This is a genomic window from Pseudomonas sp. KCJK9016 (assembly GCF_046231795.1).
Classification (GTDB): Bacteria; Pseudomonadota; Gammaproteobacteria; order Pseudomonadales; family Pseudomonadaceae; genus Aquipseudomonas; species Aquipseudomonas bananamidigenes.
On the sequence record NZ_JBJJMM010000022.1, the window covers coordinates 37365 to 54344 of the forward strand.

The window sequence follows — 16980 nt, forward strand, 5'->3', positions numbered from 1 at the left end:
ATTTCTGTGGGAGCGAGCCTGCTCGCGATGGCGGTTTTACATTCAACACATTTGTTGCCTGTGACACCGTTATCGCGAGCAGGCTCGCTCCCACAGTTTGTTTGCGCTGAACTCAGACCGGCTGCAACTTCTGCTCAAACACCGCCACCCCGTTCAGATCCCGCAACACCACACTCATCTCCCCGCTCTGCCCCTCGATATTCACCTCGCCAAAAAACTGGAATCCGGCAAACGGCGAGGCGTTTTGCGTCGGTGGCGCTTTCTGGAACACCACTTCAGGGCCGAAGGTCTTGTCCAGTGGATTGGGCCCGAAACTCCCGGCGTTCAGGGGCCCTGCGACAAACTCCCAGAACGGCTCGAAATCCTGGAACGCCGCACGCTCCGGGTGATAGTGATGGGCTGCGCAGTAATGCACGTCCGCCGTCAGGAACACGAAATTGCGCACATGATGTGCGCGCAGGAATCCGAGCAATTCGGCGACTTCCAGCTCACGGCCCTGAGCCGGGCCGGGATCGCCATTGGCCACGGCTTCCCAACGCGGAACGCCGGGGCTGACTTCACCGTCCGGCACGCCCAGGCCGATCGGCATGTCGGCAGCGATGACTTTCCATTGGGCTTTCGATGACTTCAATCCGCGCTTGAGCCAGTTCAGTTGCTCGCGCCCGAGGAACGGTTTTTCCGCCCCGAGATTGTCATCGTTGGCGCCGCGATAGCTGCGCATGTCGAGCACGAAGACATCGAGCATCGGCCCATAACTCAACTTGCGATAAATCCGCCCGCCACCATCCGCTGCCTGACGGCGCATCGGCGAATATTCGAGCCAGGCCTGACGCGCGCGCCCGACCAGAGTGTGGATATCCTTTTCCTGATAGCGCTCGTCGAGTTGTTTGCCCGGCGACCAGTTGTTGACCACTTCATGATCGTCCCACTGCCAGATCTGTGGCACTTCGGCGTTGAAGCGGCGGATGTTTTCATCCATCAGGTTGTAGCGATAGTTGCCGCGATAATCGTCGAGGGTCTGGGCGACCTTGCTCTTGGCTTCCGTGGTGAGGTTGCGCCATACGCGGCCACCTTCGGTGGTCAGTTGTGCCGGCACCGGGCCGTCGGCGTAGATGGTGTCGCCGCTGTGGATAAAGAAGTCCGGCAGGCGCAAACGCATGGATTCGTAGATTCGCATGCCGCCGATATCCGGGTTGATGCCGAAACCCTGACCGACCGTGTCGCCGCTCCAGACGAAACGGATGTTGCGCCGCGCCGTGGGCGTACTGCGCAAATGGCCGAGCCACGGTTCGCTGGTGACGCCGGTGCGGGCGTCCTTGAAATACACGCGGTAGAAAATCGCCTGATCGGCGGGCAAGCCCGTGAGTTCGACCCTGGCGGTGAAATCGCTGCGGGCATCGGCCAGCGCCGAGACGACACGGCGCGGATGGCGGAACTGGCTGCGGGTATCCCACTCCACCACCATCTGCGCCGGACGGTCGGTACGACTCCAGATCATCGCCCGGTCGCCCTGCAGGTCGCCGGACTGCACGCCGTCGGTGAGTTGTGGCCGGTCCTTGACCGAAGCAATCACAGCCGGGGCCAGACTCGGCATCAGCAGACCGGCACCGACCACTTGCATCACGCGCCGGCGACCGAGGTTGAAATCGCTCATGCTGTTCTCCCTGAAAAAAGGAAAACTTAACCACGGGATCATGAAATAGACATGACACCAACAACCCAAGTGGGAGCGAGCCTGCTCGCGAAAGCAGTGTGCCAGCCAACTCCATTTGACTGACAAACCGCATTCGCGAGCAGGCTCGCTCCCACAGTTTTAGTACGGTGTCATGCCTTGGCGGGTTCCATTGACAAGTCGACGGTTTCCGGACGCTTGACCAGCGCATACACCACCGCCGTCAACAGACTGCCCGCGACGATGGCCAGCAGGTACAGCAGCGCATGGTTGATCGCGTTGGGGATCGCCAGCACAAACAGGCCACCGTGGGGCGCCATCAGCTTGCAACCGAAGTACATCGACAACGCACCGGTCAGCGCACCGCCGGCAATGCTCGCCGGGATCACCCGCAGCGGGTCTTTCGCGGCAAACGGAATCGCCCCTTCGGAGATGAAGCACAAGCCCAGCACCAGCGCCGCTTTACCCGCCTCGCGTTCGGTCTGGGCGAACTTGCGCCGGACGATGAACGTGGCAATACCCAGACCGATCGGCGGCACCATGCCGGCGGCCATGGTCGCGGCCATCGGTGCGTAACTCTGCGAGGCCAGCAGCCCCACCGAAAACGCATAAGCGGCCTTGTTGATCGGCCCGCCGAGGTCGACGCACATCATGCCGCCCAGCAGCACACCGAGCAGGATCGCGTTGGTGGTGCCCATGCTGTCGAGGAAATGCGTCAGCGCCGCCAGCATCCCGGCCACCGGTTTGCCGACCACGTAAATCATCACCAGCCCGGTGATCAGACTGGCGAACAGCGGGATGATCAAAATCGGCTTCAGCGCTTCCAGACTTTGCGGCAACGCCACATAACGACTGATCAGCTTCGCCGCGTAACCGGCAATGAAACCGGCGACGATTCCGCCGATGAAACCGGCGCCCAGCGTACTCGCCAGCAAACCGCCGATCATCCCAGGCGCCAGCCCTGGACGGTCGGCAATCGAGTAAGCGATGTAACCGGCCAGCAACGGCACCATCAATTTGAACGCGGTCTCGCCACCGATCTGCATCAACGCCGCCGCCAGCGTGCCTTCTTCCTTGAATGCGGTGATGCCGAACACGAACGACAACGCGATCATCAAACCGCCCGCCACCACCATCGGCAGCATGAACGACACACCGGTCAGCAGGTGTTTGTAGACGCCCGTCTTCTCTTGTTTGGCCGGGGCCTTGCCGTCGCTCGCAGCACTTTCCTGCTTGCCTTCGGCCAGGGCTTTTTTCAGCGTGGCTTCGGACTGCTTCAACGCAATCCCGGTGCCGCAGCGGTAGATTTTCTTGCCGGCGAAACGCTCGGTGGCGACCTCAATGTCAGCCGCCAGCAGCACTACGTCAGCCTCGGCAATCGCCGTCGCGCTCAGGGGATTTTTGGCCCCGACCGAGCCTTGGGTTTCCACCTGAAACTCGTAGCCCAGACGTTTGGCTGCCTGCTGCAAGGCTTCGGCGGCCATGAAGGTGTGCGCGACGCCGGTCGGGCACGCCGTGATGGCGACAATGCGTGGCACGCGTTGCTCAATGGCAGCCGGAGCAACTTCACTGGCGACATGAATGTCGGCTTCTTCGGCACCGCGACGCAGCACCGCTTCGACATCCTGCAACGCTTGCGCCGGTGCGATCCGGTACACGCGCTTGCCGACGAAGCGGCTCATGTCGACATCACCGGTGGCCACCAGCAACACCCATTCCGCCGCATCGAGGGTGGCTGCCGACAACGCGCGTTCCGGATGCGCCGCATCCACCACCTCGACGCTGGTGCTCCAGCCCTGACGCTGGGCCGCCGCATCGAGCAGCCGGGCGCACAGCACACTGGTGACCATGCCGTTCGGGCAGGCCGTGACAATGGCTAACTTCATGACAAACCCTCTTATTGTTCTGTCAGGGGGCGCACGCGCACGCCCTGTTCGAGCCGCGCCAGTTGCGCGACATCGTGAATGCCGAAACCGATCTGGGTTACCGCCTGAGCCGCAATCGCCGTAGCCGTGCGCAGGGTTTGCTCCGGCGTGTCGGCACTGAGCAGACCGTGGAGCATGCCGGCCAGCAACGAGTCCCCGGCGCCCACCGTGCTGGCGACGCTGACCTTCGGCGGCGTGGCATGCAGCGCCGAGCCGACGCTGAACCAGTTCACGCCCTCGGCACCGTGGGAAACCACCACATGCTCGATGCCTTGGGCGTGCAATCGATTGGCCGCTTCTGCCTCTGCGACGTGGGACAGCACTTCACACCCCAGCGCGTCGGCCAGCTCTTCGGTATTCGGTTTGATCAGCCACGGGCCGGCCTTGAGTGCCGTGCGCAACGCTTCGCCGCTGGTGTCCAGCGCCACTTTCAGGCCCTGCCCCTTCAGGCGCTCGATCAATTCACGCAACCACTTCGCACTGACCCCGCGCGGCAGACTGCCAGCCACCACCACCGCGTCATGCCCCGGCGCGATCTGTACCAGACGATCGAGCAACGCCTGTTGCGCCACCACGCCCACAACCGGCCCCGGGCCGTTGATGTCGGTGATGCGTCCGCCCTGCTCCGCGACCTTGATGTTGCTGCGGGTTTCACCCGGAACGCGGATGAAGGCATCGACAAAACCGCGCTTGGCGAACAGGTTTTCGAACGCCTGCAAATTGTCCTCGCCGAGAAAACCGCTGACCGTCAGTTGATGCCCGAGATCAGCCAGGACCTGAGCTACGTTCACGCCTTTGCCGGCGGGGTGGGTGTGCATCTCGTCGCTGCGATTGACCTGACCGGCCGCCAGCGTTGGCAACTGCACCGTGAGGTCCAGCGCCGGATTGAGGGTCAGGGTAAGAATCCTGGCCATTACAGGGTCTCCACTAATGCGCGCACTTCGTCGGCGCTGCCCACTGCCAGGGCTTGTTGAGCAAGGGTTTGCGCCCGGGTCAGGCTGAGTTCGCGGATGCGCGCCTTGACCTCGGCGATGCTGCGTCCGGACACGCTCAGCTCATCCACACCCAGTCCGACCAGCACCGGCACCGCCAGCGGATCCGCCGCCAGCTCGCCGCAGACGCCGACCCATTTGCCGTGGGCATGGGCTGCGCGCACGGTGATATCGATCAGTTGCAGCACCGCCGGGTGCAGGCCGTCAGCCTGGGCGGACAGGGTCGGATGACCACGGTCGATGGCCAGGGTGTACTGGGTCAGGTCGTTGGTGCCGACGCTGAAGAAGTCCACCTCCTTGGCCAGCACCGGCGCCAGCAACGCGGCGGACGGCACTTCGATCATGATCCCCAGTTGCAGGTCGGCGACCGGGATCTCCCGGCGCAGACGCTCGGTCATCTCACGAGCCTGACGCCACTCTTCGACGCTGCCGACCATCGGGAACATGATGCGCAGCGGGCGGTCGTCCGCCGAACGCAGCAAGGCGCGCAATTGCGCCTCCATGATCTGCGGACGCTGCAGGGTCAGGCGAATCCCGCGCACGCCGAGGAAAGGATTTTCTTCTTTGGCAATCGGCCAATACGGCAGCGGTTTGTCGCCGCCCACATCAAGGGTGCGAACCACCAGCGGGCGCCCGGCGAGTCCGTCGAGGACGCGCCGGTACTCGGCTTCCTGAGTCGCTTCGTCCGGCGCTTGGGGGTGGGCCATGAAAATCAGTTCGGTGCGCAGCAGGCCGATGCCTTCCGCGCCCTGCTCCACCGCGCTGCTGACACCGGCGCTTTCACCGATGTTGGCAAACACCTCCACGGCGTGGCCGTCGGTGGTGTGTGCCGGCTGGTGGCGTTGCTCGGCGGCGGCCTTCAAGCGTTGTTCGCGAGTGTCACGTTCTTCGGCAGCGCGTTGCAGGGTCGCGGCATCGGCATCGACATGCAGACGACCACGCTGGCCGTCGAGCAGCAACGGCGTGCCCGGTTTCAACAACAACACTGCTGCGCCCGCTCCGACCAGTGCCGGAATGCCCAGCGCGCGAGCCACGATTGCGCTGTGGGCGGTGGCGCCACCGCGTGCGGTGAGAATCCCGGCGACCCGTGCCGGATCCAGTCGCGCCACGTCGGACGGACCGACCTCGTCCATCACCAGAATGTACGGTTGCTCCGGCTCGGCGGGCATCTGCACGCCACACAGTTGCGCCAGCACCCGACGCCCGATGTCGCGCAGATCGGCGGCGCGTTCGGCGAGCAAGGCATCGTGCAAGGCTTCCTGTTGTTTCGCGGCGGCCTCGATCACCGCCATCCAGGCCGCTTCCGCGCTTTCGCCCTGCTTGAGGCGGGTGTCAACTTCATCGGTGAGTTCCGGGTCGTCGAGCATTTCCTGGTGAGTGATGAAAATTTCGCGGATCGCCTTGGCCTTGCTGCGTTCAATCAGCCCCTGAATGTCCTGACGTACCTCGGCCAGCGCGTTTTTCAGACGTTCGCGCTCGATGGCGGCAGACTCGCTACGCAGCGGGTAATCGATGGTTTGCTGGACCTGAATATGCGCCGGCCCGATGGCGATGCCGGGGGCGGCGGGAATCGCTTGCAGCAGGCTGCCGGAAGCCGGGGCACTCAAGACTTCGGCGATATCGGCAATGACTTCGCACGGCTGACTGACTGCCGGCAACGGTTCGACTTCTTCGCCGAGGCCTTCTTCGATGGCCGCCAGCAAGGCCGGCAAGGCGTCGGAGGCGATGTTAGGTTCGGCGATGATTTCCAGCACCTGACCGCGACGGGCGCCGAGGCTCAGCAGTTTGCTCAGGCTTTTCACCGACACGGCGCTGTCTTGACCGTCGACGATGCGGATGCGGATTTCACCCTCAAAACTCTTCGCCAGTTGCGCGAGGATTTTCGCTGGCCGCGCGTGCAGACCATGGGCGTTGGCCAGGGCAATTCGGGCACTGGGCCAGTCGGCAGGCAATTCGCCGCCGAGCACCTCGAGGACCTTGCGGCTGCTGGTGGCGCGGCCCAATTCATGGCCGCGACCTTCGATCAGCAATGCGCACAAACGCTCGAGCAACGCCTGATGCGCTTCGCCGAGGCTGGCCAGGCAAAACAGACCGCTGAGGGGCTGACCGAGGTAACGCATCGGTTTGTCCGGCGTAACGAAGGCCAGGCCCGGACGCTTCACGGTCTGCTCACTGTGCAGCCACCACAGGCCTTCCCCCAGCGGCAACGCTTCGACTTGCTGCAACACGCCGGCAAAACCGTTGCTCACGCAATCGGCCTGACGCAGCAAACGCGCGCCGCGCCAGACCAGCTCTTCGAAATCGTCGGCGGAGACCCCGAGGCCGATCATCTGCGCGTCCAGCGCCAGTTCCTGTGGCGCGCCTTGCAACAACTTCAGCAGGGCTTCGGGCGAACTGGCCCGACGCAGGGCCTGGCCCAGATCGGTCTCGCCGAGGGCACGGGTCAACAGTTGCAGCAGACGCAGGTGTTCGTCGGATTTGGCGGCGATGCCGATGGCCAGATAGACGATCTGGCCGTCACCCCAATCCACGCCGTCGGGAAACTGCATCAGCCGCACGCCGGTGGCGAACACCTGATCGCGGGTTTCCGGCGTGCCGTGGGGGATCGCAATGCCTTGGCCGAGGAAAGTCGAGCCCTGAGCCTCCCGGGCCTGCAGGCCGGCGAGGTATCCGTCGGCGACAAGGCCATCGGCGACCAGATGACTGGCCAGCAATTGCAAAGCGGCGGGTTTATCCACAGCCGACTGGCTCATGGATATCTGCTCTACAGTGAGCTCGAGCATGCGATCTCCTTTTTGGCACTTTTCAATGCCAGGTATTGTTTTGAATGGTTGCAGCTTAGGCGCTTGCAGGTTCCCTTTCAGGAGGCAGTTTTGGCGGTTTCACGGCAGCACCGGCCAAAAGCGTCTAAAACGTAGAAAATACGCCTGCTGAAACGTTTAATCTAGATAGATCGGCACGTTACTCGATAATGTCTCATCCTTGAAGTCCAACTTGTCGGTTGCGCTGCGACAATGGTCGCCTGCCTGAATCGGGTAGGATTGGCGAAAATGTGGCGGCAAGCTCGAAAAAACAAGGAAATCCCGGGTTGAAACTCAGTGATATCGCGCGGCTGGCCGGAGTGTCCGTGACCACCGCCAGCTACGTCATCAATGGCAAGGCCGAACAGCAACGCATCAGCAACGCGACCGTCGAGCGCGTGCGGGCGGTGGTCGATCAGCACGGCTTTACTCCCAATCCCCAGGCGGCCGGATTGCGCAGCAGGCACACCCGGACTTTGGGTTTTATCCTGCCGGATCTGGAAAACCCCAGCTACGCGCGGATCGCCAAACTGCTGGAGCAAGGCGCCCGGGCGCGCGGCTATCAGTTGCTGATCGCCAGCTCCGACGATGCGCCGGACAGCGAACGGCAACTGCTGCAACTGTTCCGCGCACGGCGCTGCGATGCGTTGATCGTCGCCAGTTGCCTGCCGCCCGGTGACGACAGCTACCGTCAGTTGCAGGCCAAGGGCCTGCCGGTCATCGCCATCGACCGGGTGATGGATCCGGAACACTTCTGCTCGGTGGTCAGTGACGACCGTGAAGCCAGTCTGCACCTGACCGAAAGTCTGCTCGACCCGCAACCCAGGCAGATCGTGCTGCTGGGCGCCCGCCCGGAATTGAGCATCAGCCAGGAACGTGCCGCCGGATTCAAACAAGCCTTGGCCGGATTCAAGGGCGACGTGCTGATCGAGCACGCCGAATCCTTCAGCCGCGAGTGCGGCAAGCAATTGATGGAAGAACTCCTGCAACGCCTCGGGCATTTGCCGGATGCGCTGGTGACCACGTCCTACGTACTGTTGCAGGGTGTATTCGACGCGCTGCATGACTTCCCGCTGAAAAACCGTCCGCTGCGTCTGGGCACGTTCGGCGACACCCAGTTGCTGGATTTCCTGCCGCTGCCGGTCAACGCCATGGCCCAGCAACACCAGTTGATCGCCGACAAAGCACTGGCACTGGCGCTGGCAGCGGTCGAGCAGTCGGAGTACCAGCCTGGCGTGCAAGCCATCGCCCGTACGTTCAAGCAGCGTATTCACCGGGACTGAGCCGTGGAGCTGATCGACAGCCACACCCATCTGGACTTTCCCGACTTCGACGCCGACCGTGCGGCGTTGCTGGCCGAAAGCCGTGCCCTCGGGGTACGGCGGATGGTGGTGCTGGGCGTATATGAAGGCAACTGGCAGCGTGTGTGGGATCTGGTGCAAAGCGATCCGCAGTTATACGCCGCATTCGGTTTGCACCCGGTCTATCTCGATCAGCATCGGCCGCAAGACTTGCTGGCGCTGGGCGACTGGCTGACGCGTCTGCGCGATCATCGGCAGCTGTGCGCCGTCGGCGAAATCGGGCTGGATTATTTCATCGAAAGCCTCGACCGCGAGCGCCAGCAATCGCTGTTCGAGGCACAACTGCAACTGGCAGCGGATTTCGAGTTGCCGGCGTTGATCCATGTGCGGCGCAGCCATGCGGCGGTGATTGCCACACTCAAGCGTTTCAAGCTCAAACGCGCCGGCATCATTCACGCCTTCGCCGGCAGCCGTGAAGAGGCACGGGAATACACCAGGCTCGGTTTCAAACTGGGTCTCGGCGGCGCCCCCACCTGGCCTCAAGCCCTGCGCATGCACCGGGTGTTGCCCGATTTGCCACTGGACTCGATCGTGCTGGAGACCGATTCTCCGGACATGGCCCCCGCCATGTTTCCCGGCGTGCGCAACACACCGGCGCACTTGCCGGCCATCTGTGCGGCGCTGGCGCAATTGATGAACGTCAGTGCCGAGCGGCTCGCCGAGGCCAGCACTGCCAACTGCTGCGAAGTATTCGGCTGGTAGTCACTCGCCGTGAGCCCTGGCTGCATCGAGAAGCAAGGTCATGTGCTGACGGTGGCGAACAAACCGCACCAGCGCGAAGTACACAAAAATCACGATCAATGACGCATTCAGCTGTTCAGTCACGCTGAGCAGCCCTACCCATTCCATCACCAGCGCCACCAGCAGCGCGGTACACACCGTCATGGATGCACTGAAACGCAACAGGCCCAGGGCGTCGAGGGACTTGAAGCGCCTGATCTGTTTCGGACAGCGCAGCTCCAGGGCTTTTTCGCAGTGGGCACAGGTGAACGGCTCATTGATCGCGATGGCATTGAGTTGCCAGGGTTTGAGCAGCAGCGTGGTCTGACAATGGGCGCAGCGGCCCTGGATTCCCAGGGTTGCAACGGACATGAGAGGCTTCCTCCAGTCGGTCAATTGGCGTGATCTTGAACCATTGAAGACGAAAAATCCGGGCCCGGAGGAAATCAGGATTTGGCTTACAAATGTAAGCAAAAAAGTACTACAAACTGTTCCGAGAACACCCGACCACCAACGCGGCAGCCTGACTCAGACACGGAACGCGCTGATCAACTGCTTCAATTCCACTACCTGTGCCGACAGGGCCCGACTGGCATCCTCGGTCCGGTGTGCGCCTTCGGCTGTGCGCTCACCGGCCCGGTTGATTTCGACGATGTTCTGATCGATGTCATGGGCGACGGCGGTCTGCTGTTCCACCGCCGCCGCGATCTGCTGGTTCTGATCGACGATCATTCCCACCGCACCGAGGATGTTTTCCAGTGCCTGCTGGACCTTTTCCGATTGTCCGACGGTGCCGCTGGCCATCTGATGACTGACGCCCATGGCCTTGACCGCAGCGCCGACGCCACCCTGCAGTCTGGTGATCATCTGCTCGATTTCTTCGGTCGATTGCTGGGTGCGTTTGGCCAGGGTCCGCACTTCGTCCGCCACCACCGCAAACCCTCGCCCCTGCTCTCCCGCGCGCGCCGCTTCGATCGCGGCGTTGAGCGCCAGCAGGTTGGTCTGCTCGGCGATGCTCTTGATCACCTCCAGCACGCTGCTGATCGACTGGCTGTCGCTGGCCAACTGATTGATCACCCGCACCGACTGATCGATCTCGCCGGCCAGCGCCGCGATACTGCTTTGCTGGGACTCCACCAGACCGCGCCCATTGATGGTCTCGCCATTCACGCTGTGCGCACTGCTGACCGCAGCCGCAGCACTGCGCGCCACCTCCAGTGAAGTAGCCGACATCTGGTTCATGGCCGTGGCCACTTGTTCGATCTGGGTCCGCTGACCGGCCACTGCCTGATTGCTTTGCGCCGAGACATTTTCCACTTGCCCGGCCTGACGCTCGACCTCGCCGACGGTCTGACCGACCCGCTCGATCAGGTCGTGAATCTTGCGCACCGTACCGTTGAACACCTCGCCCAGCTCGCCCAGCTCATCACGACTGTGGGCCACGAAGTTGACTGTCATGTCCCCGGCCGCGACCTTGTCCATCATCGCGCCCAGGCGTTTGAGCGTGTTGCGGGTCGAAGCGTAGAAACCGCCGTAGAGGTAGAAGATCAGCACGAACACCACCGACAACGCGACTGCCTGCAACACCATGTGCGTGCGGTTCTGCGCCAGACGTTGCTGCAATTGGGTATCGAGGTACTTCAGAGTGGCTTCGTTGAGCTGGTAAGTGCGATCCATCAGCCCGGTGATCTGATCGTAGAACGCTTGCCACGGCGCATCGAGCGTTTCGGCGACCACCACTTGTTCTTCAAAGATTTCACTGGCCTGTTTCAGCGACGTCTTGCTGGCATCGGCTGCGCTACTCAGCGAATCCCTCGCCGCGCTGCTCGCCCCCAGCGCATCCTGCAGCTTCAGCCCATATTCGCCTTGAAGTTTTTCTATCTGCGCCAGCAACTCATCGAAACGGGTACTGGAGGAACTGTTGAGAAACCCTTGTCCCAATGAATAAGACCCCATGGCCCGACCTTCACCGAGGATCTGGGTAATGGCGGGCGTGATGGCGGTCACCAGCTCGCTGAGCTGGCGGATATCGCTTTGCGTGTCGCGGCCCAGGCCGGCCTGACTGGCGATGATCTGACTGAAGATCTGCGCACTGCCAAGCAGTTTGCCGATCAGTGCGCTTTTGCTTTGCAGGGAGTTTTCCGCTTGCTGGGCCTTGAACGCAGCAATCATTTCATCGCGCTTGGCCTCGAAGAACTTGATTTGCTCGGGGTCGTCGGTCATCGCCGTGAGCCCTTGCAGGCGCGTCAGAACATGTTGCTCAAGCCCGGTGATCTGCGACTCGACATTCCCGGCCTTGCCCGACTGGCCGAGCGTGACGTTGATCTGCACCAGGTTATTGAGGGTTTCCAGATCCCGACGCAAGGCCAGACTGCTGCCCAGCAGGTCGAGGCTTTGCAACTCCACCCGGGTGCCCTGAAACTGGCGATAGGAATCGCGCACCAGATAGAAGTTGGTCACCAGCATCGGTACCAGGAACAGCACGCTGATCAGGCTGAACTTCATGCCGAAGCTCAGGCGGTTCATCAGCGAGACGGCGGGATAGAGCAAGCTCTTCACTGGAAGTCTCCCTTGGTTTTTTCTTGTTTTTATTGGCAGGCGCGGGGCGACAGCAGATAGCCACTATCGGGCGCCATCTCTGTATAGCTCAAATCGAAGGGAGGTTTTGTAACTTAAGGTTAACGGCGAAGGATCGCCCGAACACCAATGTATCCGGACGACCTTTTGCTCATCGAGCAGGTATCAATGGATCAGAACGGTCCACAGGGCAAACCCGGCATACCACAACACTGCTGCACGCAGCAGCAGCTCCCACAGGCAATCGAGGGTGTTGATGCCTTCCGGGCCGGTGACGGCAGGCGGAATTTCTCCGGCGGCCAGACCGACTCTGTTGATCAATTGTGCGGCGCCGATGTTCCAGTTCAACAGTTCATGCAGCATGATCCGGCTGACCGCGACGAAGTTGCCGACCAGCGCGAGACTGGCCGCCAACAGGCGCACCGGCATCCAGTCGAAGGCATGCCGCAGCTGCCCCGCACGCTCGGCCAGCGCCGGGGTCTGTGCGTTCTCTTCCGCCAGGGCCAGCAGGCGATAACTCAGCGCGGCGACCGGACCCAGCAGGAAATACCAGAAAATCACCGCGAAAAAGCTCTGATACGCCTGCCACAACAGATGCCCCTGCACCTGCTCCAGCAGTTGCTCGCCGCTCTCGGCGCAAATATCCAGATCACGCTTGGCCACATGGGCGGCGGCTTGCAGATCCTCACGGCGCCAAGCGTCACGGAATGGCCCGAGACCGCCGAGCAGATCCCCCCGCCCCAGGCTGTAAATCACCACCAGCAAATGCACCGGCAGGGCCAGCAGGCCATACGCAACCGGCTCCAGCACCAGCAGCAGCAACCCCAGCAACGCCACGGGCAGCAGCACCAGAATGGTCAGCACCAGCCAAGGGCGTTTTGACAGGCTGCCGCTTTCAAGCTTGTGCAGTTCGCGGATCCATCCGCCATCGCGTTGAACCCGATGACGCAGGGCCGAGAATTTCTCGACCCATACCGCCAGCAGTAACACCAGAAAACTCATTGTTCTTCCTCTTGTGTCAGGGCTGCGCGGTAGCGTGCCCAGTCGAATGCCGGGCCAGGATCGGTCTTGCGCCCGGGTGCGATGTCGCTGTGCCCGCAGATACGGGCGCCGGTGATAGCCGGAAATGCTGTTTGCAACTGACGGGTAAGCGTAACCAGGGCCTGATACTGCGCATCGGTGAACGGCAGATCATCGGTGCCTTCAAGCTCGATACCCACGGAAAAATCGTTACAGGTTTCCCGTCCGTCGAACACCGAGACGCCGGCATGCCACGCCCGCTCGAGACAGGAGACAAACTGAGTGACCTTGCCGTCACGTTCGATCAGAAAATGCGCAGACACCCGCAGGTCGGCAATTCCTGCAAAGTAGGGATGCTCCGTGACATCCAGACGATTCTGGAAAAATTCCTGCACCTTGCCGGTGGCGAACTGCGCCGGCGGCAGGCTTATGTTGTGAATGACCAACAGCGACACTTCGCCCGCCGGGCGTTCATTGAAGTTGGGCGAGGGGCAGATCTGCACCCCGTGACACCACCCGCTTGCGGGATCCAACTGCATACCGATTCCTTCAACGCCGACTGTGTTGGCGCCCAGTATGCCGCGATCGGCCCCCGACGTGCGATCACTTGCCGTTATTGAGCCGCCGCAGATTGCCGAGCACCGACTCCAGCGCACGATCGAACAGCAAGGTGCCGTCCAGAGTCCGCACCGTGCCCCGGCGAAATTCCAGGGCCAGGGCGAGACGGTTGCGCTCCCGGACTTTCATCCCGGTGCGATCGACGAATACATACTTGCCAGTGGCCTGGATGATTGCCGCCAGCTTACAGCGCAGGACGTCCTCGTCATCATCCTCCTCGAACGCCACCCAGCTGCCAAGGCGCAACTGGTCGACCTGGCGCAGGCTCGTATCGTCGGCGGGCAAACGCTCCGGACTCAAAGTGAGGGCCGCCTCGTCAGCGGTCTGCAGAACGATGGCCCGGGAAACCTCGATCATCGGTGGCAACTCGCTCTGCACCGGATCAGGCGTTTCGAGCAGGCGCACATGCAGTCCTTCCAGCTCACTGAAAAACTCGCTGGTGGCAAAGGGGTCGAATGCCGAACTGTTCAACCCGTCACGCAACGATTTGAGCAGCCCCGGTACCAGCTTCAACAGACGCAAGCCCGCGTCGGCATCGGCGTGGCGCTGCACACTCCAGATCAACTGCTCCATGGTCTGCACATCGGCCTGCCACTCGGCGGACTGGTCGCCATGCTTGAGGCAGGTCAGCAGCAATACCTTGCTCCAGGCCGTCTGGACGAAAGACACCACCGATGGCGGCAACACTTTGCCCAGCAGTGCCCGGGCCATCGCCTGTTCGACACACACACGCGCCAGTTCGGTTTTCGCCCGCCCCTCTTCGGCGTCGCGCAAGCGTTGTTCGAGCAATTCACTGCGGCGACGTTCGTCGCTGGTGAAGGTCAGGAAATCCGCCAGCAGTTCGGAAAAGATTGTCGTGTCATCAACAAAATCAGTCAGCAGACGTTGCACCACTTGCTCGATGCGCAAGTACAGGCTGCCCCGTGCGTCACCGTCACAATTGCCCCAGCCCATGGCCGCTTCGGCGATTTCATTGAGCAGGCGTCGCGCAGGATGACTGCTGCGGCTGAAGAAACTCTTGTCGATCACCGCGACTTTCAACATCGGAATCTGCAGCCGGGCGATCAGCGCCTTGAGGGAATCCGGCAGATTGCGATCGTCGAGGATGCAGTCGAAAACCATGGCGACGAGATTGATCACATCCTCATCAGCCCCCTCGACGACCCGGGATTTACCGCTTTTCACGCTGACCCGGGTGAGCAACTGTTCGAGCTGGTTGCGCAGGTCGAAGTCTTCCTGTCCTGCCAGGGCCGGCGCGTACTGTTGCAAATGCGAAAGCAGGCGCAACAGATCACGGGTGGAAATCGGTTGTGTCGCCGCGCTGGGCTCCAGGGTCGGGGCAACACTGCCGCGCACGTGCAACAGCAACTCCTGGAGCGCGGCAAAGACTTCCTGTACACCCGCATCCGCCGGCGCCTGGTCGAGATCCTCAAATTCGCGGCGCACGCTGGCCGTCGCATGATCCCTGGCGCGCCGCGCAGGTGCCGGTTTCAGTTCAGGCAACACACCGGTGGCGACCAGCAGTTGATTGGCTTCGGCGAACAATTGATCAGTGTCCGCCAGGACATAGCGCTCGAACAGTTTGAGCAGGATCAGCTTGACCTTGATCTCCACCCCCAGATTGCGTCCGGCCTGGAGAAAATACTCGCACAGCATCGCCGGCCCCAGCGGGTTGTGCTGATCATCGAGGGATTTGTCCAGCAGAGCGTTGAGCCGTGCGGTCAATTGATCGAGTGCAAAACCGTCACGGTTGAGGACCCGGGTGACCATGCTCTCGATGGCGACGTTGCGCTCCATGTCATCGGTACGCGGTGCGTCTTCGTACTGCAAAGCATGCGAAACAATGTTCGGCGCAGGATCCGATTGAGTGAGGCCGACAAAGGCTGCGAAGTACTGCTCGAGAAAGCCGCGTTCGATATTCTTGCGCTTGAGGCGCAAGTCGCGCATGGCTTCGAAAAAGATGTTTTGTTCGACGTCGTTGCGGGCCCGATCGGCCATTTCGAACAAGGTATCGTCGGCGTTATCGAACAGGTCCTGCAAGCCGTTGCGCAAGCGCTGGGCAGCCTTGTCACGAACCTGAAGCAGAATCACAGGCAGGCGGGCGAGCAGCGAGGGATTCGCCTGACAGGTAGTGGCCTTGTGCAAAGGCACTACGTTCCCGTCGTTGTGCATCCAAGCCTCCTCAAACGGTGATTTGCCGACGTCAAAGACATGGCGTCAAATGCAAGGCGGATTATCTTGCAAAAGTTGTCCAGTGCGCCATAGGTGTCAGGGTTTCCCCTAGACGAGCGCACCTTCGAGTGACCACAGCGCAACGCTTTTTGCTCGGAAGAATCGACCAGATGCAGATCCGTACGCGGTTCTTGCCTTGGGTTGGCCCGCGCCATGCCCCTATAATCGGGCCACTTAGTTTGTGGAGCCCGTTATGCCGAATCTACGTCTCGCCGATTTGACCGCCGAAATCGAAGCCAACGTGCGCCGTGCGTTGCTCGAAGACATCGGCAGCGGCGACATCACCGCGCAACTGATCCCGGCCGAACGCCTGGCCAAAGCCACCATCATCACCCGCGACGCTGCTGTCATCTGCGGTACTGCCTGGGTCGATACGGTGTTTCGTCAGCTCGATCCCCGGGTGGCAGTGCACTGGCAGGTGCGCGATGGCGAACGGGTATCACCGAACCAGCCGTTGTTTCACCTGGAAGGCCCGGCCCGTTCGCTGCTGACCGGCGAACGCAGTGCCCTGAACTTTCTGCAACTGCTGTCCGGTGTAGCCACACGCGCGCAACACCTCGCAGACTTCGTCGCCGAAACCGGGGTGAAGCTGCTGGATACTCGCAAGACCCTTCCAGGACTGCGCCTGGCGCAGAAATACGCGGTAACTTGCGGCGGCTGCCATAACCATCGCATCGGCCTGTACGACGCCTTCCTGATCAAGGAAAACCACATTGCCGCCAGCGGCGGAATACCCCAGGCCATTGCCGCCGCGCACAAGATCGCACCGGGCAAACCGGTGGAAATCGAAGTGGAAAGCCTGGATGAACTGAAGGAGGCACTGACGGCCGGCGCCGACATCATCATGCTCGACGAACTGAGTCTGGACGACATGCGCGAAGCCGTACGCCTGAACGGCGGCAAGGCGAAGCTGGAGGCCAGCGGCGGTATCAATGAAAGTACGCTGTTGCCGATCGCACAAACCGGAGTGGACTACATCTCGATCGGCGCGATGACCAAAGATGTGAAAGCTGTGGACCTGTCGATGCGTCTGAGCCTCTGAATCGAGCGCGCAATAAAAAA

At 61.8% G+C, this 16980-nt stretch carries 12 protein-coding genes; 3 read left to right on the top strand and 9 right to left on the bottom strand.

Translation table 11 applies throughout. The features are described 5' to 3' along the window. Nucleotides 1-112: 112 nt before the first annotated feature. The 4 genes from ACK6BI_RS20620 to ptsP all read right to left on the bottom strand — a co-directional run bounded on the left by ACK6BI_RS20620 (nucleotide 113) and on the right by ptsP (nucleotide 7372). Entirely contained in the window at nucleotides 113-1654 is a 1542-nt protein-coding gene (locus ACK6BI_RS20620) for an alkaline phosphatase D family protein (RefSeq protein ID WP_409318508.1), read from the bottom strand. 170 nt (nucleotides 1655-1824) lie between these two features. Then, a complete protein-coding gene (locus tag ACK6BI_RS20625; RefSeq protein WP_409318509.1) occupies nucleotides 1825-3558 on the bottom strand; it encodes a PTS fructose-like transporter subunit IIB in 1734 nt (577 codons plus the stop codon). 11 nt (nucleotides 3559-3569) lie between these two features. Next, nucleotides 3570-4511: a 1-phosphofructokinase gene (pfkB, locus tag ACK6BI_RS20630; protein WP_409318510.1), complete on the bottom strand. Its 942-nt coding sequence runs from the start codon at nucleotides 4509-4511 to the stop codon at nucleotides 3570-3572. Continuing rightward, nucleotides 4511-7372: a phosphoenolpyruvate--protein phosphotransferase gene (gene ptsP, locus ACK6BI_RS20635; RefSeq protein ID WP_409318511.1), complete on the bottom strand. Its 2862-nt coding sequence runs from the start codon at nucleotides 7370-7372 to the stop codon at nucleotides 4511-4513. The genes pfkB and ptsP overlap by 1 nt, the downstream gene beginning before the upstream one ends. Before the next feature lie 305 nt (nucleotides 7373-7677). Here ptsP and cra point away from each other — a divergent pair, with 305 nt between their 5' ends. Beyond that, a complete protein-coding gene (cra, locus tag ACK6BI_RS20640) occupies nucleotides 7678-8673 on the top strand; it encodes a catabolite repressor/activator (RefSeq protein ID WP_409318512.1) in 996 nt (331 codons plus the stop codon). A 3-nt stretch (nucleotides 8674-8676) separates the two neighbouring features. Beyond that, a complete protein-coding gene (locus tag ACK6BI_RS20645) occupies nucleotides 8677-9453 on the top strand; it encodes a TatD family hydrolase (RefSeq protein ID WP_409318513.1) in 777 nt (258 codons plus the stop codon). Here ACK6BI_RS20645 and ACK6BI_RS20650 read toward each other — a convergent pair whose 3' ends face one another. The 5 genes from ACK6BI_RS20650 to ACK6BI_RS20670 all read right to left on the bottom strand — a co-directional run bounded on the left by ACK6BI_RS20650 (nucleotide 9454) and on the right by ACK6BI_RS20670 (nucleotide 15858). Then, nucleotides 9454-9843: a hypothetical protein gene (locus tag ACK6BI_RS20650; RefSeq protein ID WP_409318514.1), complete on the bottom strand. Its 390-nt coding sequence runs from the start codon at nucleotides 9841-9843 to the stop codon at nucleotides 9454-9456. A gap of 156 nt (nucleotides 9844-9999) precedes the next feature. Then, nucleotides 10000-12030 (bottom strand): methyl-accepting chemotaxis protein, encoded by a 2031-nt coding sequence (locus ACK6BI_RS20655; protein ID WP_409318515.1) that lies wholly within the window; start codon nucleotides 12028-12030, stop codon nucleotides 10000-10002. Nucleotides 12031-12213: 183 nt separating this feature from the next. Further along, nucleotides 12214-13050, bottom strand: a complete 837-nt coding sequence (gene ampE, locus ACK6BI_RS20660) for a regulatory signaling modulator protein AmpE (RefSeq protein ID WP_409318516.1) — start codon at nucleotides 13048-13050, stop codon at nucleotides 12214-12216. Then, nucleotides 13047-13607, bottom strand: coding sequence for a 1,6-anhydro-N-acetylmuramyl-L-alanine amidase AmpD (gene ampD / locus ACK6BI_RS20665; RefSeq protein ID WP_409318517.1), 561 nt, complete (start codon nucleotides 13605-13607; stop codon nucleotides 13047-13049). The genes ampE and ampD overlap by 4 nt, the downstream gene beginning before the upstream one ends. A gap of 64 nt (nucleotides 13608-13671) precedes the next feature. Beyond that, nucleotides 13672-15858 (bottom strand): DUF1631 domain-containing protein, encoded by a 2187-nt coding sequence (locus ACK6BI_RS20670; protein WP_409318518.1) that lies wholly within the window; start codon nucleotides 15856-15858, stop codon nucleotides 13672-13674. Between the two features lie 253 nt (nucleotides 15859-16111). Between ACK6BI_RS20670 and nadC the strand changes: the two genes are divergently transcribed. Next, nucleotides 16112-16960 (top strand): carboxylating nicotinate-nucleotide diphosphorylase, encoded by an 849-nt coding sequence (gene nadC / locus ACK6BI_RS20675; protein WP_409318519.1) that lies wholly within the window; start codon nucleotides 16112-16114, stop codon nucleotides 16958-16960. Nucleotides 16961-16980: the final 20 nt, after the last annotated feature.